This is a genomic window from Cupriavidus sp. 01L46, from assembly GCF_056399905.1.
Window position 1 is genome coordinate 1 of sequence record NZ_JBFTSF010000053.1, and the last position, 22,756, is coordinate 22,756.

Annotated in this window: 19 protein-coding genes and 1 pseudogene; 4 read left to right on the top strand and 16 right to left on the bottom strand. The window is 65.7% G+C overall.

The annotated features are described in order from the left end of the window. Positions 1-194 precede the first annotated feature (194 nt). The 3 genes from coaE to AC1DS3_RS11965 all read left to right on the top strand — a co-directional run bounded on the left by coaE (position 195) and on the right by AC1DS3_RS11965 (position 2,028). On the top strand, positions 195-821 hold the full coding sequence (gene coaE / locus AC1DS3_RS11955) for a dephospho-CoA kinase (RefSeq protein WP_441633941.1): 627 nt from the start codon (positions 195-197) through the stop codon (positions 819-821). A 258-nt stretch (positions 822-1,079) separates the two neighbouring features. Next, positions 1,080-1,838 (top strand): cell division protein ZapD, encoded by a 759-nt coding sequence (gene zapD, locus AC1DS3_RS11960; protein WP_441633943.1) that lies wholly within the window; start codon positions 1,080-1,082, stop codon positions 1,836-1,838. Between the two features lie 4 nt (positions 1,839-1,842). Then, positions 1,843-2,028, top strand: a complete 186-nt coding sequence (locus tag AC1DS3_RS11965) for a DNA gyrase inhibitor YacG (RefSeq protein WP_441633945.1) — start codon at positions 1,843-1,845, stop codon at positions 2,026-2,028. A gap of 51 nt (positions 2,029-2,079) precedes the next feature. On the opposite strand, the gene AC1DS3_RS11970 is transcribed toward AC1DS3_RS11965, so the two are convergent. The 5 genes from AC1DS3_RS11970 to AC1DS3_RS11990 form a co-directional block, all read right to left on the bottom strand. Continuing rightward, complete coding sequence (locus tag AC1DS3_RS11970) at positions 2,080-2,523, bottom strand: NUDIX domain-containing protein (RefSeq protein WP_441633947.1); 444 nt, start codon at positions 2,521-2,523, stop codon at positions 2,080-2,082. Then, positions 2,520-3,422, bottom strand: a complete 903-nt coding sequence (locus tag AC1DS3_RS11975) for an ATP-binding protein (RefSeq protein WP_441633949.1) — start codon at positions 3,420-3,422, stop codon at positions 2,520-2,522. The genes AC1DS3_RS11970 and AC1DS3_RS11975 overlap by 4 nt, the downstream gene beginning before the upstream one ends. A gap of 106 nt (positions 3,423-3,528) precedes the next feature. Beyond that, complete coding sequence (gene argJ / locus AC1DS3_RS11980; RefSeq protein WP_477127221.1) at positions 3,529-4,758, bottom strand: bifunctional glutamate N-acetyltransferase/amino-acid acetyltransferase ArgJ; 1,230 nt, start codon at positions 4,756-4,758, stop codon at positions 3,529-3,531. A 131-nt stretch (positions 4,759-4,889) separates the two neighbouring features. Beyond that, entirely contained in the window at positions 4,890-7,673 is a 2,784-nt protein-coding gene (gene secA / locus AC1DS3_RS11985; protein WP_477127222.1) for a preprotein translocase subunit SecA, read from the bottom strand. Between the two features lie 270 nt (positions 7,674-7,943). Next, a complete protein-coding gene (locus AC1DS3_RS11990) occupies positions 7,944-8,879 on the bottom strand; it encodes a M23 family metallopeptidase (protein ID WP_441633955.1) in 936 nt (311 codons plus the stop codon). Positions 8,880-8,969: 90 nt separating this feature from the next. On the opposite strand from AC1DS3_RS11990, the gene AC1DS3_RS11995 reads away from it, so the two are divergent. Beyond that, positions 8,970-9,482: a hypothetical protein gene (locus tag AC1DS3_RS11995; RefSeq protein ID WP_477127223.1), complete on the top strand. Its 513-nt coding sequence runs from the start codon at positions 8,970-8,972 to the stop codon at positions 9,480-9,482. A gap of 113 nt (positions 9,483-9,595) precedes the next feature. Here AC1DS3_RS11995 and lpxC read toward each other — a convergent pair whose 3' ends face one another. The 11 genes and pseudogenes from lpxC to mraY form a co-directional block, all read right to left on the bottom strand. Continuing rightward, complete coding sequence (lpxC, locus tag AC1DS3_RS12000) at positions 9,596-10,513, bottom strand: UDP-3-O-acyl-N-acetylglucosamine deacetylase (RefSeq protein WP_477127224.1); 918 nt, start codon at positions 10,511-10,513, stop codon at positions 9,596-9,598. Between the two features lie 173 nt (positions 10,514-10,686). Continuing rightward, a complete protein-coding gene (locus tag AC1DS3_RS12005) occupies positions 10,687-11,193 on the bottom strand; it encodes a peroxiredoxin (protein ID WP_441633959.1) in 507 nt (168 codons plus the stop codon). 366 nt (positions 11,194-11,559) lie between these two features. Then, positions 11,560-12,759, bottom strand: coding sequence for a cell division protein FtsZ (gene ftsZ, locus AC1DS3_RS12010; RefSeq protein ID WP_477127225.1), 1,200 nt, complete (start codon positions 12,757-12,759; stop codon positions 11,560-11,562). A 164-nt stretch (positions 12,760-12,923) separates the two neighbouring features. Next, the gene (gene ftsA, locus AC1DS3_RS12015; RefSeq protein ID WP_035875601.1) at positions 12,924-14,156 is read right to left on the bottom strand and encodes a cell division protein FtsA; all 1,233 of its coding nucleotides are present in this window, start codon (positions 14,154-14,156) and stop codon (positions 12,924-12,926) included. Continuing rightward, entirely contained in the window at positions 14,153-15,055 is a 903-nt protein-coding gene (locus tag AC1DS3_RS12020) for a cell division protein FtsQ/DivIB (RefSeq protein ID WP_477127226.1), read from the bottom strand. Before AC1DS3_RS12020 ends, ftsA begins: the two co-directional genes overlap by 4 nt. 57 nt (positions 15,056-15,112) lie before the next feature. Beyond that, on the bottom strand, positions 15,113-16,096 hold the full coding sequence (locus AC1DS3_RS12025) for a D-alanine--D-alanine ligase (protein WP_441633965.1): 984 nt from the start codon (positions 16,094-16,096) through the stop codon (positions 15,113-15,115). Then, positions 16,093-17,532, bottom strand: a complete 1,440-nt coding sequence (gene murC / locus AC1DS3_RS12030) for a UDP-N-acetylmuramate--L-alanine ligase (protein WP_477127227.1) — start codon at positions 17,530-17,532, stop codon at positions 16,093-16,095. Before murC ends, AC1DS3_RS12025 begins: the two co-directional genes overlap by 4 nt. Before the next feature lie 12 nt (positions 17,533-17,544). Beyond that, positions 17,545-18,615 (bottom strand): undecaprenyldiphospho-muramoylpentapeptide beta-N-acetylglucosaminyltransferase, encoded by a 1,071-nt coding sequence (gene murG, locus AC1DS3_RS12035; RefSeq protein WP_441633969.1) that lies wholly within the window; start codon positions 18,613-18,615, stop codon positions 17,545-17,547. Positions 18,616-18,739: 124 nt separating this feature from the next. After that, the gene (gene ftsW, locus AC1DS3_RS12040; RefSeq protein WP_441633971.1) at positions 18,740-19,981 is read right to left on the bottom strand and encodes a putative lipid II flippase FtsW; all 1,242 of its coding nucleotides are present in this window, start codon (positions 19,979-19,981) and stop codon (positions 18,740-18,742) included. Next, positions 19,978-21,504 carry a UDP-N-acetylmuramoyl-L-alanine--D-glutamate ligase gene (gene murD, locus AC1DS3_RS12045; RefSeq protein ID WP_441633972.1) on the bottom strand — a complete coding sequence of 509 codons (1,527 nt, stop codon included), beginning with the start codon at positions 21,502-21,504 and terminating at the stop codon, positions 19,978-19,980. The genes ftsW and murD overlap by 4 nt, the downstream gene beginning before the upstream one ends. 50 nt (positions 21,505-21,554) lie before the next feature. After that, positions 21,555-22,704 (bottom strand): annotated as a pseudogene (mraY, locus tag AC1DS3_RS12050) (phospho-N-acetylmuramoyl-pentapeptide-transferase). Positions 22,705-22,756 lie beyond the last annotated feature (52 nt).

A 22,756-nucleotide genomic window follows, 5' to 3' on the forward strand; every position in this document is an offset into this window, starting at 1 on the left:
TGCCAATATCGCGCTGCGCCGTCAGGATCGCGATACGCACTTCGCCTTCGGCCCCTATATMGCCGGAGCCGGGCTGCTTGTGCTGTTCTTTGGGCCCAACGTGCTGCCGCTGGGCATTGCGGGCTGAACGGGCGCCGGCCGCCGGCCGACCTAGGGCCGCCCTTATCACACCCACAGCAAGCTTCGAGACCTACATGCTGCAAATCGGACTGACCGGGGGCATCGGCTCTGGCAAGACCCGCGTGGCGGACCTGTTCGCCGCGCGCGGCGCCGCCCTGATCGACACCGACCTGCTCGCGCACGAGATCACCGCGCCGGGCGGGCTGGCCATTCCTGCCCTGCTGGAAGCCTTTGGCCCCGCCTGCCTGCGCGCGGACGGCGCCATGGACCGCAATGCCATGCGCGAGCTGGTGTTCTCGGACCCGGCGGCCAAGGCCCGGCTGGAGGGCATCACCCACCCCCTGATCCGCCAGTTGACCGAGGCGCGCGCCGCCGCGATCCGCGCCTCCGGGCTGCATCCCTACCTGATCTACGTGGTCCCGCTGCTGGTCGAATCGGGCTCATGGCGCGCGCGGGTGGACCGGGTGCTGGTGGTGGATTGCAGCGAGGCCACGCAGATTGCACGGGTCATGGCACGTAACGGCTTTTCCCAGGGCCAGGTCGAGGCCATCATGGCCAGGCAGGCCAGGCGCAGCGAACGCCTGGCCGCTGCCGACGATGTGGTCGACAACGAGGGCCTGCCGGAGGCCCTGCCAGCGCAGGTGGATCGCCTGGACCAGTTGTACCGCACCCTGGCTAGCGCCCGGGCAGCCACGGGCTGAGTGACTGGCCGCATCCGCACCAACTTTGTGCGGTGCTGCATGCGGCACCCTAAGTCGGACGTTTCATTGTCCTGTTTGGCGGTCTCGCATAGAATGCGCTGGAATCACGCGGGAAATGGCCGCATACTGCCGATATTGCGGGCCCGGGCCGATTCGCATCGCGCAGGCCCGGATACACCGGAAGCCTCGCCGCTCCGGCAACGCCGCCCGGGTCAGAGTGCCCACCCGCCAACCCGCCCTGTTGCACGAATACACCCATTGATTCTGTACGAATATCCTTTTAACGAACGCATCAGGACTCTCCTGCGCCTGGAAGACCTGTTCGATCGGCTGGATTATTTTCTCGGCCAGGATCACGCCCTGCAGCATCACGTGGCGTTGACGACGCTGTTCGAGATCATCGACGTCGCCGGCCGCGCAGACCTGAAGACCGACCTGCTCAAGGAACTGGAACGCCAGCGCCAGGCGCTTGCCGCGCTGCGCGCCAATCCGCAGATCGACCAGGGTGCGCTGGATAGCGTCATCAGCGAGATCGAGCAGGCGGTCACCCAGCTTAACCAGTCGGTTGGCAAGGCCGGGCAGTTGCTGACCGACAACGAGTGGCTGACCAGCATCCGCAGCCGCGCCATCATCCCTGGCGGCACCTGCGAGTTCGACCTGCCGGCCTACTACGCCTGGCAGCACCGTCCCGTCGAAGACCGCCGCGCGGACATCCTCAAGTGGGCGCGCCCGCTGGTGCCCCTGCGCCTTGGCACCAACACCGTGTTGCGCCTGCTGCGCGAGTCCGGCCAGAGCGGCAAGGTCATCGCCACCGGCGGCAGCTACCAGCAGATGCTGTCCGGTCGCAGCTACCAGCTGATGCAGGTGCTGCTGGATGAATCGCTGCTGGCCTTCATCCCCGAGATGAGCGCCAACAAGTACATGCTGTGGGTCCGTTTCACGCAGCAGGATGGCGACTTGCGTCCCCGTTCGGTCGACGCCGACATCCCTTTCCTGCTCAAGCTCTGTAATTTCTGAAGCAATGACAACCGTAGTCAAATGCCCCACCTGCGGCACGGACGTGGCCTGGGTACCCGAGAGTAAATTCCGTCCCTTCTGCTCGAACCGCTGCAAGCAGATCGACCTGGGCGCGTGGGCGTCCGAGAAATACGTGATTGGCGGCAAACCCGGCGAAGAGCCCTCGCCGGACGATCAAGACGAGGACTAAGCACCGCACGACCGTTGCGGCCCCGGTGACCCCGACGACGGCCCCGACAGTTCAGGCGGTGCCGCTCTCGGCAGCCAGCCAGTCGACCACGGGGATCGTAGCCGGCAGCAAGGGGCCCACGTCCACCGGCGCCGATTGCCACGAGAAGGCCTGGCCCTCGCGGCCGACCAGCTCGCCCGTCCACGCGGTGACCTTGCAGAAATGCAGGCGCACATAGGCATGCGGGTAGTCATGCTCCAGCACGTGCCAGCGCACGCTGGCGCCCACCTCGATGCCGAGCTCCTCATGCAGCTCGCGCGCCAGCGCCTCTTCGACTGATTCGCCCGGTTCCAGCTTGCCGCCCGGGAACTCCCAGTAGCCTTCATAGGGCTTGCCCGCCGGCCGCTGGGCCAGCAGGAAGCGCCCGTCGGGCTGCACCAGCACGCCAACGGCAACCTCGGTCACCTTACGCGCCGCCGGCGCCGCTGCATCGGTTACCTGCGATGCCTCGCTCATGCCTGGCCGTCCTGCGCCGAGGCCATATAGGGCTTGCCATGCTTGCCGCCCCAGTCGCGGGCGAACTGCCAGGCCACCCGCCCCGAGCGCGAGCCGCGCTCCAGCGCCCACACCAGCGCATCGCCACGTGCTGCGGCGATGTCTTCGGCGCTGCAGCCAAAGTGCCCGAGCCAGTGGCCGACGATGGCCAGGTACTCGTCCTGCTTGGGCGGATAGAACGACAGCCACAGCCCGAAACGCTCGGACAGCGAGATCTTTTCCTCCACCACTTCGCCGGGATGGATCTCGCCATCGTCGGTGTGCCGGTAGGTCTCGTTGTCCTTCATGTACTCGGGCAGCAGATGGCGGCGGTTGGAGGTGGCATAGATCAGCACATTGTCCGACTGCGCGGCCACGGAGCCGTCCAGCGCCGACTTCAGCGACTTGTAGCCCGATTCGCCTTCTTCGAACGACAGGTCGTCGCAAAAGATGGCAAAACGCTCGGGACGCGCCGACAACTGCTCGACGATATCGCCGAGGTCGCCCAGGTCATCCTTGTCCACTTCCACCAGGCGCAGGCCATCCTTGACGAAGGCATTGAGGCAGGCTTTGATCAGCGAGGACTTGCCGGTGCCGCGCGCGCCCGTCAGCAACACGTTGTTGGCCGGCAGGTGCTGCACGAACTGGCGCGTATTGGCCACGATGGCATCCTTCTGCCGCACGATGTTCTTCAGGTCGTCGAGATGGATCGGCGGCAGCTGGCGGATCGCCTGCAGGTAGCCTATGTTGCCGAACAGGCTCTGCCGCTTGCGCCAGCGGAAGGCGACGGCCTGCTCCCAGTCAGCTTCGGTCAGCTGGGGCGGCAGCCATTGTTCAAGGCGGGCGAGGAAACTATCGAGGCGGGCAGCAAGGTCTGACATGGCGGCTTGGGGGGAAAAGCGGATCGTTGGCAGGAGGGCGGGCGGCTGGCGTGCCGAGCCCGCGCTGGCGGGAGCGGCACGCACGCAATGCGTGCCTGGCTGGTGCCTACGAACGATAGTCCGCGTTGATCGAAACGTAGTCGTGCGACAGGTCGCAGGTCCAGACCGTGGCGGTGGCGTCGCCGCGGCCCAGCGCGATGCGCACGGTGATTTCGGCCTGCTTCATCACACGCTGGCCGTCTTCCTCACGATACTCGGGGTTGCGGCCACCGTCGCGCGCGACCAGGACATCGTCCAGCCACAGATTGACGCGCTCCACTTCGAGATCGTCCACGCCGGCATAGCCCACCGCGGCCAGGATGCGGCCCAKGTTGGGGTCCGAGGCGTAGAAGGCGGTCTTGACCAGCGGCGAATGCGCCACCGCGTAGGCGATCAGGCGGCATTCGGCCACGTCCTTGCCGCCCTCGACCTGGATGGTCATCAGCTTGGTGGCGCCTTCGCCATCGCGCACGATCATCTGCGCCAGTTCCTGCGACAGGTCGGTCAGCGCGGCTCGCAGCGTCTCGAAGTCCGCCCCCTCGGCACGCTCGATGGCCGGCGCGCCGGCCTTGCCGCTGGCGATCAGCACGAAGGAGTCATTGGTCGACGTGTCGCCGTCGATGGTGATGCTGTTAAAGGAGTGATCCGCCGCGTACGACACCAGCGCCTGCAGCACATCCTGCGACACGGTGGCATCGGTGGCGACGAAGCCGAGCATGGTGGCCATATTGGGGCGGATCATGCCCGCGCCCTTGCTGATGCCGGACAGCGTCACGGTCTTGCCGCCGATCTGCACGGTGCGCGAGGCGGCCTTGGGCTGGGTGTCGGTGGTCATGATCGACTCCGCCGCGGCCAGCCAGTTGTCGGGCTTGGCATTGGCGATGGCAGCGGGCAGCGCGGCGGTGATGCGGTCCACCGGCAGCGGCTCGAGAATCACACCGGTCGAGAACGGCAGAACTTGCTCGGGTGCAATGCCGAGCTGCGCGGCCAGCGCATCACAGGTGGCGCGCGCATTGGCCAGGCCCGGCTCGCCCGTGCCGGCATTGGCGTTGCCGGTGTTGACCACGATCGCACGGATGCCCTTGCCGGCGGCCAGGTGCTCGCGGCAGACCTGCACCGGCGCGGCGCAGAAGCGGTTGCGGGTGAACACGCCCGCCACGGTGCTGCCTTGGGCAACGCGCACCACCAGCACGTCCTTGCGGTTGGCCTTGCGGACACCCGCTTCGGCCCAGCCGAGCTCGACGCCGGCGACAGGTTTCAGGTTTTCTGCCAGCGGCAGGGGCAGGTTGACGGCCATGTGCGTTCCTCTATGCGTTCGACGTTGCTGGTTTTGCTCGTGCCAGACGGCGGCGCTTTCTACTGAATGCACAGCCCCTGACGAACATGCCCGCTTGCGCGGGCATGTTTGCTGACTTCACGGTGCGCGGCTTAGCTGAGCTTGCCGTGGCACTGCTTGAACTTCTTGCCGGAGCCGCATGGGCAGGGATCGTTGCGCCCCACCTTGGCCATGCCCGCAGCTTCCGCCGCGGCGGCGTAGGCAATGCCGGCGCGCTCGGGCGCGCTGCTGCCCACGCTCTCCGCGCCCTGCGTGGCCTCGTCGAACTCCTCGTGCTTGTACTGCACGTTGGCGAGGTGCGACAGGCCTTCCTCGATCTGCTCCGAAGCTTGCTCGAGCTCTTCCGGCGACTGGATCTGCACGTTGAAGATCACGCGGGTGACTTCCACCTTGATCACGTCCAGCAGGCGGGCGAACAGCTCGAACGACTCGCGCTTGTACTCCTGCTTGGGATCCTTCTGCGCATAGCCGCGCAGGTGGATGCCCTGGCGCAGGTGATCCAGCGCGGCCAGGTGCTCACGCCAGTGCGTGTCGATGCTTTGCAGCATCACCGAGCGCTCGAAGCCAGCAAACGATTCGMGGCCAACCTGGTTGACCTTGGCGTCGTAACGCTCGTCGGCCGCGTGCATGATCTTGTCCAGCAGCACTTCGTCCTCGATGCTCTGGGCGGCCTCGATGGTCGCGGCCAGCGGCACGTCCAGGGACCATTCCTCGCGCAGCTTGGTCTCCAGGCCCTTGATGTCCCACTGCTCTTCCATGGTGTCGGCCGGCACGTGGTCGCGGAACATCTCGACCAGCACGCTCTGGCGCAGGTTCTTCACCATCTCGCCCACGTCTTGCGACTCGAGCACTTCGTTGCGCAGCTTGTAGATTTCCTTGCGCTGGTCGTTGGCCACGTCGTCGTACTGCAGCAGTTGCTTGCGGATATCGAAGTTGCGGCCCTCCACCTTGCGCTGGGCGGATTCGATCGAGCGCGTGACGATGCCCGCTTCGATCGGCTCGCCTTCCGGCATCTTCAGGCGTTCCATGATGGCGCGCACGCGGTCGCCGGCGAAGATGCGCAGCAACTGGTCGTCCAGCGACAGGTAGAAGCGGGACGAGCCCGGATCGCCCTGGCGGCCGGCACGGCCGCGCAGCTGGTTGTCGATACGGCGCGACTCATGGCGCTCGGTGCCMACGATATGCAGGCCGCCAGCGGCCTTGACCTGCTCGTGCAGCGACTGCCACTCGCCTTCCAGATGGGCAATGCGCGCGGCCTTGTCGGCGTCGGCGAGGCTTTCGTCGGCTTCGATGAAGCCAGCCTGCTTCTCCACGTTGCCGCCCAGCACGATGTCGGTGCCACGGCCCGCCATGTTGGTGGCGATGGTGATCATCTTGGGGCGGCCCGCCTGCGCCACGATCTCGGCTTCGCGCTCGTGCTGCTTGGCGTTAAGCACCTGGTGCGGCAGCTTGGCCTTGTCGAGCAGGCCGGACAGGTATTCCGAGGTCTCGATCGAGRTGGTRCCCACCAGCACGGGCTGGCCGCGCTCGTAGCAGTCGCGGATATCGCGCACCACGGCGTCGTAGCGCTCGTTCGAGGTCTTGTAGATCTGGTCCTGGAAGTCCTTGCGCTGGGCGCCACGGTTGGTGGGGATGACCACCACTTCCAGGCCGTAGATCTCCTGGAATTCGTAGGCTTCCGTATCGGCCGTGCCGGTCATGCCGGACAGCTTCTCGTACATGCGGAAGTAGTTCTGGAAGGTGATCGTCGCCAGCGTCTGGTTTTCCTGCTGGATCGTCACGCCTTCCTTSGCTTCCACSGCCTGGTGCAGGCCGTCGGACCAGCGCCGTCCGGTCATCAGGCGGCCGGTGAACTCGTCGACGATGACGACCTCGTCGTTCTGCACCACATAGTGCTGGTCGCGATGGAACAGGCTCTGCGCGCGCAGCGCGGCGTAGAGGTGATGCATCAGCGTGATGTTCTGCGGCGCGTAGAGCGATTCGCCCTCGCCGATCAGACCTTGCTGCATCAGGATCTCTTCGGCCTTCTCGTGGCCCGCCTCGGTCAGGTAGACCTGGTGGCCCTTTTCGTCGACGAAGTAGTCGCCCGGCTTCTCGACGCCGGTGYCGTCGGCCTTTTCCTCGCCGATCTGGCGCACCAGCAGCTTGGGCACGCCGTTCATGCGCTGGTACAGGTCGGTCTGGTTCTCCGCCTGGCCCGAGATGATCAGCGGCGTGCGCGCTTCGTCGATCAGGATCGAGTCCACCTCGTCGACGATGGCGTAGTTCAGCGGACGTTGCACGCGCTGGCCAGGGTCATAGACCATGTTGTCGCGCAGGTAGTCGAAGCCGAACTCGTTGTTGGTGCCGTACGTGATGTCGGACGCATAGGCAGCGGCCTTCTGGTCGTGCGGCATCTGCGACAGGTTCACGCCGACCGACAGGCCGAGGAAGTTGTACAGGCGCCCCATCCACTCGGCGTCACGCTGAGCCAGGTAGTCGTTGACCGTGACAACGTGCACGCCGCGGCCGGTAATGGCATTGAGGTACACCGGCAGCGTCGCGGTAAGGGTCTTGCCCTCGCCGGTGCGCATTTCAGCGATCTTGTTGTCGTTGAGCACCATGCCGCCAATCAGCTGGACGTCAAAGTGGCGCATCTTCATGATCCGCTTGCTGGCCTCGCGGCACACCGCGAAAGCCTCGGGCAGCAACGCCTCGAGCGACTCCCCGGCGGCATGGCGCTGCCGGAAAATCTCGGTCATGCCACGCAGGTCGTCATCCGAAAGTGCCTCGAACTTCGGTTCCAGCGCATTGATCTGCGCGACGGTCCTGCCATATTGTTTGATCAGCCGTTCATTACGGCTGCCGAAGACTTTCTTGAGAAGGCCCGTGATCATCGATTGCTTTCACCTACGCGAGTGGTACGCCGCCGTGGTACGCACTAGGGCGGCCTAGCCGCCGGCTTGGCCGGCTGCCCAGGGCGGACCGCGCGAGGAAATAGGAAGATTGGCGCAAAACGCCGAGTTTATCATGCGCGCGGGTCACGACCGGAACCAAGCGGCAGGTGAAACGCTGTGCAAACCACACCACGCGTCCCCCGCCACTTGACGGCCCGGACACAACCCGCACATCCAATCCTTCCGACATCGGGGCGGCGCCCCGGTTCTTCAACGGATGAGATTGCGATCGGTGGGGTCCGGCGCCTGCGCGACCTGGGCCGGCGCAGGCTTGGCGATGGCCAGGAAGCGATTCGGGTTTTGCGGCACACCGTCCACATGCACCTCGAAATGCAGGTGCGCGCCGGTGGAGCGCCCGGTGGAGCCCACCAGGGCGATCTGCTGGCCAGGCTTGACGAGGTCGCCGGCCTTCACCTGCAGCTTGGACGCGTGCGCATAGCGGGTCTTGAGGCCGTTGCCGTGGTCGATGTCGATCAGGTTGCCATATTCTGGATGCCATTCCGCCGCCACCACCACGCCGCCGGCCGCCGCCACGATCGGGGTACCCGTGGGTGCCGAAAAATCCACACCATCATGCGGGGTGCGGCGCCCGCTGAACGGGTCGAAACGCCAGCCGAAGCCGGATGCATCGTATCCGCTCGCCACCGGCAGCACGCGCGGGACACGGCGGCTCTCGCTCCGGCGGTCCAGCAAGGTGCTCGCCACCACGTCAAAATAGTCCGCGTGCTGCTCGGCCTGGTCCGACAGGCGTGCCAGCGCGAGCTGCAGCTCCGGCAGGCTCGAGGTGCGCGACTGCGCGGATGCAGCCAGGCCGCCGCGCCCGGGTGGCTGCTGGAAGTTGAATTCCTTGGGCGCGATGCCGGCAAGCCCTGAGACCCGCTCGCCAAGCGCGTCCAGCCGCACCATCCGGGCCTGGATCTCACCGACGCGGATCGCGAGCACATTGAGGTTGGCCCGCAGGTAAGCATCGTCGCCCGGCGCGCGGGCCGGCGCTGTCATGCCCGAGCGCGCCACGATCCAGGTCAGGGCAGACGACACCAGCGCAACGACGAGGCACAGCAACGCGATGCCGGCAAGGACCTTGCCCCGCGACAGGGTGAAATGGCGAACACGCGGTAGGCGTGGGTGAAGCACGATGATCTGCATGGCGCAACTCCTTCTCATGCCCGGCCGGCGCCGGGCAGCCGCGGCGCATAAGCCGCCGCACTGGCGCGAACGGCACGCTAGAATGCGCGCATGCGCATGTTTACCCATTACGCCCTCCAGACGCCCGCCGCCAAGCCGCTTAACGACTGGCTGGACAAGGCTGGCCCGGTCTCGGCCCTGATGCAGACGGCACGGGAACTGGCGGTACTGGAGGCTGAGGTGCTATCGCTCCTGCCACGCGGACTGCAGGATGGCATCGCTGTAGCCGGCGTCAAGCAAGACGCCCGCGGCATCGGGCAAGGCCAGTCGGAGCGAACTTTACTGTTGCTTGCAGCCCATGGGGCCGCAGCGGCACGAGTCCGGCAAGTGGTCCCGACGCTACTTTCGAGACTGCAACAGCGGGGATCGCAGATTACCGCAATCCGGGTGAGGGTACAACCGGAGGTCGGGCGGCAGAGCGATTGGGACACCGGGCCAGTGGTGAAGCCCAAGGTGGCGCGGATGTCGGCGACCGGCTTGTMCAGCCTGACCCAGCTGGCCCAGGAACTACCCGAATCGCCGCTGCGCGATGCGCTGAATACGCTGTTGTCCCACCATCGCTGAAAAGCGTCGGCGGGAGCCGATTCGACGCCCAAACGTGAAAAAGCCGGCCTGGCGGCCGGCTTTTTCATGGGACCGTGCAGCGGCCCTGGCTTCCCTTCCCTTCCCTTCCCGCGCTACGCGAACGCCGGCGCCAACTGCGGCAGGAAGGCTGGCGGCGCATCCTCGACGCGCTCGAACGTCACCATCTCGTAGGCTTCCTGATCGGCCAGCAATGCGCGCAACAGCTGGTTGTTGAGCCCGTGCCCGGACTTGTTGGCGATATACGCGCCAATCAGCGGATGCCCGACCACGTACAGGTCGCCAATCRCATCCAGGATCTTGTGGCGCACGAACTCGTCGCCGTAGCGCAGTTCTTCGTTGTTCAGCATGCGGTGCTCGTCGAGCACGATCGCATTGTCCAGGCTGCCGCCGCGCGCCAGGCCCATCTCGCGCAGGGCTTCCACTTCATGGGCGAAGCCGAAGGTGCGGGCGCGGGCGATTTCGCGCACATAGCTGGTGTCGGCGAAGTCAATGGCGAAGGTCTGGCCCGTCTTGTCCACCGCAGGATGGCGGAAATCGATGGTGAACGCCAGCTTGAAGCCAAAGAAGGGCTCCAGCCGCGCCAGCTTGTCGCCTTCACGCACTTCCACGGCTTTCTTCACGCGGATGAAACGCTTGGGCGCCGATTGCTGCTCGATCTCGGCCGACTGCAGCAGGAAAACGAACGACGCGGCGCTGCCATCCATGATGGGGATTTCTTCGGCGTCGACATCCACATACAGGTTGTCGATGCCAAGGCCCGCGCAGGCGGACATCAAATGCTCCACGGTCGAGACGCGTGCGCCGTCCTTCTGCAGGACCGACGCCAGGCGCGTGTCACCAATGGCCGACGCGCTCGCGACGATTTCGACCGTTTCGGGCAGGTCGACGCGAGTGAATACGATGCCGGTATCCACCGGGGCCGGGCGCAGCGTCAGCGTCACTTTACGGCCCGAGTGCAAACCAATGCCAACGGTCTTGACCAGGGATTTGATGGTGCGCTGTTTTAGCATGACAGTCTCAGCTATTATTAAAATCTATCAAGTACACTTTCCAATATAGCGATTTTACCACTGCTTCGTTTGCTGCGCTGCATCACTTTGTTTCGGTGTGTTATCAAGAAGAAATAAATCGCCGTAAGTGCGCAAAACGTCATTTCTTTGACGTGTCCTGACACACTCTCGTATTACGCGCGCAACGCGGCCAGCACGGCTTCGGCGCTGCTGACCTTGAACTCGCCGGGCGCTTCAAGCCACAGATGGGACACCACGCCATCGTCAAGCACCATGGCATAGCGCTTGGAGCGCACACCCATGCCGCGCGCGGTCAGGTCTTGCTCCAGGCCCAGCCGGCGGGTCCATTCGGCACTGCCGTCGGCCATCATGCGCACACGGTCGCCGGTCTTCTGCTCGCGGCCCCAGGCGCCCATGACAAAGGCGTCGTTGACCGATACACACCAGATCTCGTCCACGCCGGCTGCGCGCAGCGCGTCTGCCTGCGCGACAAAGCCCGGCACATGCTTGGCGGAACAGGTCGGCGTAAAGGCGCCAGGCAGGCCGAACACCACGATCTTGCGGCCACGCGCAAGTTCCGCCACTGAGAAGGCATTGGGCCCAAGGGCGCAGCCGCCGGTTTCGACCTCAAAGAATTCATTCAGCGTGGCGTCCGGCACACGCGCTCCAATAGGGATCATGCTGTGTCTTCCTGTCTCGGTAAAAACCCTGTTTAGCATCATAGTGCGCCCACCGCGGGTGCCCAAGGCGGTTCACCGCCCGCTGCGTCGTCGGCATCCTCCGACAAAGCGGTGCCCAGGCTCTCGCGCAGGGAACATCGGGCGCTCGCGCTGTGTGACGCGCGACGACTACATCACTTCAAGGCGGCTCTTCATGCTGCGGGCCGCACTGTTCTCGAAATAAATCCGCGCGCCGATCTTGCGAACGGCGCGCGGACGACCGCAACCACCGGGCGGAACACGAGCGTAGGGAGCGCTTGCGTGTTTCGCTGGTCCGGGGTCGCGGCCTGCTGGCAACCGGCCCTGCCGGCACCTTGCCGAGCCAACTCAGTCCGCCTGCTTGCGCAGGAAGGCCGGGATGTCGTACGTATCCACGCCCTTTTCCTGCAGCGCAGCCACGTGGGCGGACGCAGACTCGCGCGAGCTGCGCCATACCGCCGGCGTGTCCAGATTGCTATAGTCCGGCGCGCTGCTGTGGCTTACGCCCACGTTGCTGGTCATGTTGCCCATCATCTGCACCGGCATGTTGTCGGTACCGGTCTTGAGCAGGGTCATCGGCTGTTGCTTCTTGGCCGAACGGCCCAGGCCCGTCGCCACCACCGTCACGCGCAGTGCATCGCCCATGGCGTCGTCGTACACCGTGCCGAAGATCACGGTGGCATCTTCCGCGGCGTAGCTGCGGATGGTGTTCATGACTTCCTTGGTTTCCGACAGCTTGAGCGAGCGGCTGGCCGTGATGTTGACCAGCACGCCGCGTGCGCCCGACAGGTCCACGCCTTCCAGCAGCGGGCTGGCGACAGCCTGCTCGGCAGCCAGGCGGGCGCGGTCAACGCCCGACACGGTGGCCGTGCCCATCATGRCCTTGCCCTGCTCGCCCATGACCGTCTTCACGTCTTCGAAGTCGACGTTCACCAGGCCATCGACATTGATGATCTCGGCAATGCCGGCAACCGCGTTGTGCAGCACGTCGTCGGCGCACTGGAAGCACTTGTCCATCTCGGCGTCATCGCCCATCACTTCGAACAGCTTTTCGTTGAGCACAACGATCAGCGAATCGACGCAGGACTCCAGCTCGCCCGAGCCAGCTTCCGCCACCTTGGCGCGGCGCGCGCCTTCGAACTCGAAGGGCTTGCTGACCACGCCCACGGTCAGGATGCCCATTTCCTTGGCAACCTGGGCCACGACCGGGGCAGCGCCGGTACCGGTGCCGCCGCCCATGCCGGCAGTGATGAAGACCATGTGCGCACCACGCAGCGAGTCAGCGATCTGCTCGCGCGCCTGGTCTGCGCAATTGCGGCCGACCTCCGGCTTGGCACCGGCCCCCAGGCCGGTGTTGCCGAGCTGCAGCACGCGCGAAGCGCTGGAGCGCTTGAGCGCCTGCGCATCCGTGTTCATGCAGATAAATTCGACGCCTTGCACGCCACGGCTGATCATGTGCTGCACAGCGTTACCGCCCGCGCCGCCCACGCCGATCACCTTGATGATGGTGCCGTCCTGCAATTCCGTTTCGATCATGTCAAAGTCCATCACTGCCTCCAAGAAGAATCAGCCGCCAAACGCTGCAGCCTCCCCGCCGCAACCCTTGGTTACTGAACAAGAAACCATCAAAAAACTGCGTGTTCAACGGCCTGCCCGCCATTCGGTGGACAGGCCAGCCATTCAAACCAGTGCCATCCAGTCGCCTGCAACGTTCAGAAGTTGCCGACGAACCATTCCTTCATGCGGGTCCACACCTGCTTGACCGAGCCGCTCTGCACCGCTACCTTGCGCCCGCGCATGCGCTGCACGCGGCCTTCGAGCAGTAGTCCCATTACGGTCGAATAGCGCGGACTCTTTACTACTTCGTGCAAATTTCCGCGATATTCCGGCACGCCGACCCGAACCGGCTTGAGGAAGATGTCCTCGCCCAGTTCCACCATGCCCGGCATCATCGCGGTGCCGCCGGTGATCACGACCCCCGACGACAGCAATTCTTCATAGCCCGACTCGCGCACCACCTGGTGCACCAGCGAGTACAGCTCCTCGATACGTGGCTCGATCACGGCCGCCAGCGCCTGGCGCGAAAGCGAGCGCGTGCCGCGGTCGCCCACGCCAGGGACCTCGATCATGTCTTCCGGATCGGCGATGGCCTGCTTGGCGATGCCGTACTGGATCTTGACGTCCTCGGCGTCGGGCGTGGGCGTGCGCAGCGCCATGGCGATGTCGTTGGTGATCTGGTCGCCGGCGATGGGGATCACGGCCGTATGCCGGATCGCGCCTTCGCTGAAGATGGCGATATCGGTGGTGCCGCCACCGATGTCGACCAGCACCACGCCGAGTTCCTTCTCGTCCTCGGTCAGCACCGCCAGGCTGGAAGCCAGCGGCTGCAGGATCAGGTCGTGCACCTCCAGGCCGCAGCGGCGCACGCACTTGACGATGTTCTGCGCCGCGCTGACCGCGCCGGTGACGATATGCACCTTCACTTCCAGGCGGATGCCGCTCATGCCGATCGGCTCGCGCACGTCCTCCTGGCCGTCGATGATGAATTCCTGCGTGAGGATGTGCAGGATCTGCTGGTCGGTCGGGATATTGACCGCCTTGGCGGTCTCGATCACCCGGGCCACATCGGTCTGGGTGACCTCCTTGTCCTTGATCGCCACCATGCCGCTGGAGTTGAAGCTGCGGATATGGCTGCCGGCAATGCCGGTAAACACCTCGGAGATCTTGCAGTCGGCCATCAGCTCAGCCTCCTCCAGCGCACGCTGGATGGACTGCACCGTGGCCTCGATATTGACCACAACCCCTTTCTTCAGACCCTTGGACTCTGACTGGCCCATCCCGATCACTTCGTAGCTGCCGTCGGGGCGCAACTCCGCCACCACCGCGGCCACTTTGGAAGTGCCGATATCGAGACCGACCAGTAGGTCCTTGTATTCCTTGCTCATCGGTTTTTCTCCGCGTTCTTACTCTTGAGTCGCGTCGGATTGTTGTTCGGATTGGTGCTGGCGTTCGTGTTCGCGCTGGTGCTCGTGCTGGAACCGGCCGCTCTCGCCTTGGCCGCCGCCGCTGCCTGGGCATCGGTCAGGAAGCGCACGTTAGCCGCGCGAATCGCGAACCCATTGGGGTATCGCAGGTCCGCATACTCGATCTGCTTGCCCCACTGCTCCGTGACCTGGGGCCAGGCCACCACGAAGCGCTTGACGCGCTGGCCCATGGCGTCGCGCTCCTCGTCGTTCTGTTCACGGCCAAGCTCCACCACCATGCCGTTGGAGAGCTTGGCGCGCCAGGCGTAGCGGGACGACAGCGTGACCGCCAGCGGCTCCACCTTCAGCGGCTTGAACCACTCGCGCATGACTTCGAGCTTGTCCACCACGTCGCCCTCGCTGTCCGGCGGGCCATCGAGTGCGAGCAACTGGGCATCTTCCTCGGCTTCGGCCGGATTGGCGACGAAAACTTCGCCATAAGTGTTGATCAGGCGGCCACTGTCGGCATTGCCCCACGTACCGAGGGCTTCGTGCTCCTCGACCTCGACCGCCAGCCCGTTGGGCCATTCGCGCCGCACGCTGGCACGGCGCACCCAGGGCACCGACTCGAAGATCTGGCGCGCCTCATTCAGGTCGAGCGTGAAAARGCTCCCCGACAGCTTGCCCAGCGCGTTGGCGCGCACGCTCGGCGCATTGACATGGCGCAGGGTGCCGCCTTCCATCGACACCAGCTCGACGTGGGTAATGGCAAACACCGGCCGCTGCGCCAGCCATAGCAAGCCGGCCGCGAACGCCATCATCGCCACCAGCGCATAGAGCGTGGAGGCGATCAGGTTAAGCAGGCGAGTGTTGTGCCACATGGCGTTGGGTTGTCCCGGTTCCGGTCAGTCAGGGTTCAGTGTTGGCTCGGTCCATGCTCAATCGGGCTTCCAGGCCGCGCTGGGATGCAGGTCCAGCGTGGCCGCGGCAATCACCTGCATGACGAAATCCTCGTAGCTGATGCCCACCGCGCGCGCCGCCATCGGCACCAGCGAATGGCCGGTCATGCCGGGCGAGGTATTCATCTCGAGCAGGTAAGGCTTGTTGTCGGCGCTGAGCATCACGTCGGCACGCGCCCAGCCGCGGCAACCCAGCACGCGGAAGGATTGCACCGCCAGGCGCCGGACTTCGGCTTCCACATCGGCCGGCAGGCCCGATGGGCACAGATACTGGGTATCGTCAGTAAAGTACTTGTTTTGATAGTCGTAGTTCGCGCCGGGGGCGACGATGCGGATCACCGGCAGCGCTTCGGCGGTAGCGCCCTCCCCCACGATCGGGCAGGTCAGCTCCGCGCCGTCGATAAAGGTTTCGGCGATCACGTCGTTGTCCAGCGCCGCGGCCTTCTCGAAGGCGGCACGCATCTGGCCGGCTTCGGTCACCTTGGACAGGCCGATGGACGAGCCCTCGCGCGCCGGCTTGACGATCAGGGGCAGGCCCAGGTCGGCCACCACGGCGTCGAAATCGGTATCGGCGTGCAGCATGGCGAAGCGCGGCGTCGGCAGGCCGTGCGTGGTCCACAGGCGCTTGGTGGCCTGCTTGTCCATGGCCAGCGCCGAGGCCAGCACGCCGCTGCCGGTATAGGGCACGCCGAGCTGCTCGAGCAGGCCCTGGATGGTGCCGTCCTCGCCGTAGCGGCCATGCAGGGCAATAAAGACGCGGTCAAAGCCAGCCGTGGCCAGCTCGGCCACCGACTGCAGGCCGGGATCGAAGGCATGGGCATCGACGCCGCGCGAGCGCAGCGCTGCCAGCACGCCGTTGCCCGACAGCAGCGAGATCTCGCGTTCGGCCGAGCGGCCGCCGAGCAGCACGCCAACCTTGCCCAGCGCTTTGGGATCGATATTGGGATGGGCGACGAAGCTCATGCCTGCCCCCCGGCTTGCTGCGAAACCAGTTGTCCGGGCACGGTACCAATCGTGCCCGCGCCCATCGTCACCACCACATCGCCGGGACGCACGGCGTTCAGGATAGCCTGCGGCATTTCGTCGATCTGCTCCACAAAAACGGGTTCAACCTTGCCTGCCACGCGCAGCGCGCGCGTCAGCGCGCGGCCATCGGCGGCCACAATCGGGGCTTCGCCGGCGGCATAGACCTCSGCCAGCAGCAGCGCRTCCACGGTGCCSAGCACCTTSACGAARTCYTCGAARCAGTCGCGCGTSCGSGTRWAGCGGTGCGGCTGGAACGCCAGCACMAGSCGGCGSCCCGGGAACGCACCGCGCGCGGCGGCCAGCGTCGCGGCCATCTCGACCGGATGGTGGCCGTAGTCGTCGACCAGCGTGAAGGTGCCTGCGCCCTTGGCCTCGCCCTGCTCGTTGGTGCCGGCGCAGGCCACTTCGCCATAGCGCTGGAAGCGGCGTCCCACCCCGTGGAACTCGCGCAGTGCCTTGACGATGGCGGCGTCCGGCACCTCCAGCTCGGTCGCGATGGCAATCGCCGCCAGCGCGTTCTGGATGTTGTGCATGCCCGGCAGGTTCAGCACCACCTCCAGCGGCGCCTCTGCGTGTCCGTTCAACTGGCGCAGCACGGTGAAATGCATCTGGCCGTCGACGGCGCGGGCATTAACCGCGCGCACCTGCGCATCTTCGGCAAAGCCGTAGCGCACGATTGGCTTGGACACGAACGGCATGATCTCGCGCACGTTGGGGTCGTCCACGCACAGCACGGCGATGCCATAGAACGGCAGGCGCTGGGTGAACTCCACGAACGCCTGCTTGAGCCGGGCAAAATCATGCCCGTAGGTGTCCATGTGGTCGGCGTCGATGTTGGTGATGACCTCGATCACCGGGAACAGGTTCAGGAACGAGGCATCCGACTCGTCGGCCTCGGCCACGATGAAGTCGCCCGTGCCCAGGCGCGCGTTGGCGCCCGCCGAGTTAAGCCGGCCGCCGATCACGAAGGTGGGATCGAGCCCGCCTTCAGCCAGCACCGACGCCACCAGGCTGGTGGTAGTGGTCTTGCCATGCGTGCCGGCGATGGCCACGCCCTGCTTCAGGCGCATCAGCTCGGCCAGCATCACCGCGCGCGGCACCACCGGGATACGCTTGGCGCGCGCGGCCAGCACCTCGGGGTTGTCGTTGGTCACGGCGGTGGATACCACCACGGCATTGGCGCCGTTGACGTTGGCGGCATCATGCCCGTGCATCACGGCCGCGCCGAGCGACGCGAGGCGCCGCGTGGCGGCATTGCTGCCCACGTCGGACCCTGAGACCCTGTAGCCCAGGTTCAATAGGACCTCGGCGATGCCGCTCATGCCGGCGCCGCCGATGCCTACGAAATGGATATTCTTGACGATGTGCTTCATGAATCCGTTGGTTCAATCCCTGGCCATCTGGCTGCAGATCTCCGCCACGCGCCGGGTCGCTTCGGGCTTGGCAAGACCGCGCGCCTGATGCGCCATCTCTCTGAGTCGGGGCCGCGACAGCGAGGCCAGCGTCTGCGCCAGCCCGCTCGCGGTCAGTTCGTTCTGTTGGACCAGCAAGGCGGCATCCTGGGTCGAGAGGAATTCCGCATTGGTGGTCTGGTGGTCATCGACCGCATGCGGGAACGGCACGAACAGTGCCGCCACGCCTGCCGCCGCCACCTCCGACACGGTCATTGCGCCCGCGCGGCAGATCACCAGATCCGCCTCTGCGTATGCCGCCGCCATGTCGTCGATAAAGGGCAAGGCTTCCGCCGCCACGCCGGCAGCCTGGTAGTTGGCGCGCAGCGTGTCGATCTGCTTCGCGCCGGCCTGGTGCTTGACCAGCGGGCGCTCGCCTTGCGGCAGCAGCGCCAGCGCCTTTGGGACGACCTCGTTGAGTGCCGCCGCGCCCAGGCTGCCGCCCACCACCAGCAGCCGCAACGGGCCGGTGCGGCCGTCGTAGCGCGCTTCGGGCGCCGGCATGTGCGCCACTTCGTCTCGCACCGGGTTGCCGGTCCACTCGCTGTCCGGCAGGGCATTCGGGAAGGCGCACAGGACCCGGTCCGCGACCTTGGCCAGCACCTTGTTGGCCAGCCCGGCAATCGAGTTCTGCTCGTGCAGCACCAGCGGGCGCCCCAGCAGCGAGGCCATCATGCCGGCGGGGAACGTGATATAGCCGCCCATGCCCAGCACCACATTGGGCCGCACCCGGCGCAGCGCCTGCAGGCTCTGCCAGAAGGCGCGCAACAGGTTCAGCGGCAGCATCAGCTTGGTCAGCGGGCCCTTGCCGCGCAGGCCGCCAAACTGGATGAACTCCATCGGGATGTCGTACTTGGGTACCAGCGTGGCTTCCATGCCGGTGCGGTTGCCCAGCCATACCACCCGCCAGCCCTGCTCACGCAGCGCGCGCGCGACCGCCAGCCCGGGGAAAACGTGCCCCCCGGTGCCGCCAGCCATCACGAGCAAGGTGCGCGGTGCGCTCATACCTTCCCTCCGCGCATCATTGAGTGATTCTGGCTACGGCCGCTGCGCTTAACTTCCTGCTTACGCAGGAAGTTAGCCTCCGCCGGAACCAAGTGATGCTGCGCCACGGTCTGCTGCGCTACGCTCATACCTTCCCTCCGCGCATCATCACCCGGTTCTCATAGTCGATGCGTAGCAGGATCGCCAGCGCTACGCAATTCATCAAAATGCCCGAGCCGCCGTAGCTCACCAGCGGCAAGGTCAGCCCCTTGGTCGGCAGCAGGCCAAGGTTCACGCCCATATTGATAAAGGTCTGCCAGCCAACCCAGATGCCGATGCCCTTGGCCACGAGGCCGGCAAAGGTGCGGTCGAGCTGCAGCGCGGTGCGGCCGATGCCAAAGGCGCGGCGCACCATCCAGTAGAACAAGACGATCACCACCAGCACACCCACGAAGCCGAACTCCTCGCCAATCACGGCGAGGATGAAGTCGGTATGCGCTTCGGGCAGGTAGTGCAGCTTCTCGATGCTGCCGCCCAGCCCCACCCCGGTCCACTCGCCGCGGCCGAAGGCGATCAGCGAATGGGTGAGCTGGTAAGCCTTGCCCAGCGCGTTGGCTTCTTCCCACGGGTTGAGATATGCGAAGATCCGCTCGCGCCGCCAGGGCGACGCCGTGATCAGCAGCGCGAAGGCGCCCACCGCCACGCCAACCAGGCCGGCGAACAGCTTGCCGTTGATGCCGCCGAGGAAAAGGATGCCCATGGCGACGGTGGCCACCACCAGGAAGGCGCCCATGTCGGGCTCCAGCAGCAGCAGCATGCCGACCACCACCACGGCCACGCCCATCGGCAGGAAGCCCTTGCCCACGTTCTGCATCCACTCCTGCTTGCGCACGGTGTAGTTGGCGGTGTACAGCACCACCGCCAGCTTCATGAACTCGGAGGGCTGGAAGTTCATGATGCCCAGCGGAATCCAGCGCCGTGCGCCATTCACGCCCTTGCCCACGAACGGCACCAGCACGACGATCAGCATCACCAGCGCGATCACGAACAGCTTGGGCGCGTACTTATCCCAGAACTTGACCGGGATCTGGAAGGCCAGCAGGCCCATGGACAGCCCGATGAACAGCGCAAACGCGTGGCGCGCGAGGAAGTGGCTCTCGCGGTAGTTGGCATAGCGCGGCGAGTCAGGCAGCGCGATCGAAGCCGAATAGACCATCACCAGGCCAAGCGCGAGCAGCACGATCGCCACCCACAGCAGTGGCTGGTCGTACTCCATCATGCGCGAGCGCGTCGGCTTGACGCCGGACACCGCATCGCGCAGGCCGCCCCAGGCGTTGCCGATGGTGGCCCCGATAAAGCCGCTACGCTTGACCTGTGCGTCGCTCATGGCACGATCCCCCTGGACATCGCCAGTTCTTCCACCGCGGCGCGAAAGACTTCGGCACGGTGCACATAATTACGGAACATGTCGAGGCTGGCGCACGCCGGCGACAGCAGCACGGCGTCGCCGCCCTGCGCCGCACCGGCTGCCAGCGTGACCGCCTGCTCCAGCGTGGCGGCATCGGCCAGCGTGACGCCGGTGTCCTGGAGCGCGCGGCGCAGCTCGCCGGCATCCTTGCCGATCAGCACGACGGCGCGCGCGTACTGCGCCACCGGCGCGGCCAGCGGCGAGAAATCCTGCCCCTTGCCTTCCCCGCCGGCAATCAGCACCACCCGCTTGTCCAGGCCGGACAACGCGGCGACGGTGGCGCCCACATTGGTGCCCTTGCTGTCATCGAAGAACTCGACATCATCCACCGTGGCGACCCACTCCACGCGGTGCGGCTCGCCGCGGTACTCGCGCAGGCCATGCAGCAACGCGTTCATCGGCAGGTCGATGGCGCGGCACAGCGCCAGCGCGGCCATGGCGTTGGTGGCGTTGTGCATGCCACGGATATGCAGCGCGTCGGCAGGCATCAGGCGCTTGTGGCGCACCGGCACGGCTTCCACGCTCTCGGCGGCAGCGGCCTTGCGGCGGCGCGGCTTGTTCTCGCCTTCGGCTTCGCTATCGGGCTCGGCCATCACCAGCCAGGGCATGCCGCCCTCGCGCTGGACGCCGAAGCAGCCCGGGAACTCGGGCAGATCGGTGCCGAAGGTCACCAGTGCGCCGGCCGGGCGGGCCATATCCAGGCTGAGACGGTCGTTGCGGTTCAGGATCTGCAGGCAGCCGGCTTCGCCGGGCGCCGGCGCCGGGCCGAAGATCCGAGCCTTGGCGGCGGCATAGGCTTCCATGCTGCCGTGCCAGTCCAGATGGTCCTGGGTGATGTTGAGCACCGTGGCCGCGTGCGGCGCCAGCGTGTGCGTGGTCTCCAGCTGGAAGCTCGACAGTTCCAGCACCCAGACCTCGGGCAGCGTGGCCGAGGCGATGCAGGCGGCCAGCTTGTCCAGCGCCGACGGACTGATATTTCCCGCCACCGCCACGCTCTTGCCGGCGCGCTCCACCAGGCGCCCGGTCAGCGCGGTAGTGGTGGTCTTGCCGTTGGTGCCGGTGATGGCCAGCAGCTTCGGCGCGTAGCCGGACTCTGCCCGCAGATGCGCGAGTGCACGCGCGAACAGCTCGATTTCGCCCCAGACTGGAATGCCACGCTCGCGCGCCACTGCCAGCAGCGCGGCGGTATCGCTCTCCAGCGGCGACAGGCCAGGGCTGATCGTTACCAGTTCGATGCCGTCCAGCAGCGTTTCGGCCAGGGCGCCGCCATGAAACTCGGCCGAGGGCAGCTCGGCCTGCAGGAAGACCAGGTTGGCGGGAGCCTCGCGCGTGTCGGCAACGCGCACGGGGGCACCATACAGGCCGCACCAGCGCGCCATCGCCAGCCCCGATTCGCCGAGGCCCAGCACCAGCACATGAGGTTTTTGCAACTCGCCAAACACTTCGATTCCCGCCTTTTTTGCGTTACTGCGTTAGTAGATACGCGCTGGTTTCAGCGCAGCTTGAGCGACGACAGCCCAATCAGCACCAGCAACATGGTGATGATCCAGAAGCGCACCGTCACCTGCGTTTCCTTCCAGCCAGACAATTCGAAGTGGTGGTGCAGCGGCGCCATCTTGAACAACCGCCTGCCTTCGCCGTAGCGCCGCTTGGTGATCTTGAACCAGCCCACCTGCAGCATCACCGACAGCGTTTCCACCGAACAGCACAATCTCCTGGCGCACGATCACCGCCACGGTGCCCAGCGCGCCGCCCAGCGCCAGCGCGCCAACGTCGCCCATGAAGACTTGGGCCGGGTGCGCGTTGAACCAGAGGAAGGCCAGGCCCGCCCCCGCCAGCGCCGAACAAAAGATCAGCAACTCGCCAGCCCCGGGAATATGCGGGAACAGCAGGTACTTGCTGTAGACCGAACTGCCCATCACGTAGGCAAACACGCCCAGCCCGCTGCCAACCAGCACCACCGGCATGATCACCAGGCCGTCCAGGCCATCGGTCAGGTTCACCGCATTGCTCGAACCCACAATCACCAGATAGGTCAGCACGATGAAGCCGGCCACGCCCAGCGGATAGCTCACTTCCTTGAAGAAGGGCACGATCAGGTTGGACTTGTAAGGCATGTCGAGCGACAAACCGCCTTCGACCCAGCCCAGKAACAGGTCCCACACCCGCACATTGCTGCTTTCCGATACCGAGAACGCCAGGTAGACCGCGGCCACCAGGCCGATCAGGGTCTGCCAGAAAAACTTCTCGCGGCTCGACATGCCGCGCGGATCGCGATAGACCACCTTGCGGTAGTCATCCACCCAGCCGATCGCGCCGTAGCCCAGGGTCACCAGCATCACGACCCAGATAAAGCGGTTGCCCCAGTCGCACCACAGCAACGTGGAGATGGCGATCGACACCAGCACCAGCACGCCGCCCATGGTGGGCGTGCCGGCCTTGACCAGGTGCGACTGCGGGCCGATGGTGCGCACCGCCTGGCCGATCTTGAGTTCGGTCAGCTTGCGGATCACCCASGGCCCAAGGCCGAGCCCGATCAAAAGCGCGGTGAGGTTAGCCATCACCGCGCGGAAGGTCAGGTAGTTGAAGACCCGCAGGAAGCTGTAGTCGTTTTGCAGCCACTGGGCCAGAGCCAATAACATCGTGTGTCCGTATTCCTTTCGACAACCGCCCGGTCGGGCCGGGCTATCAGAT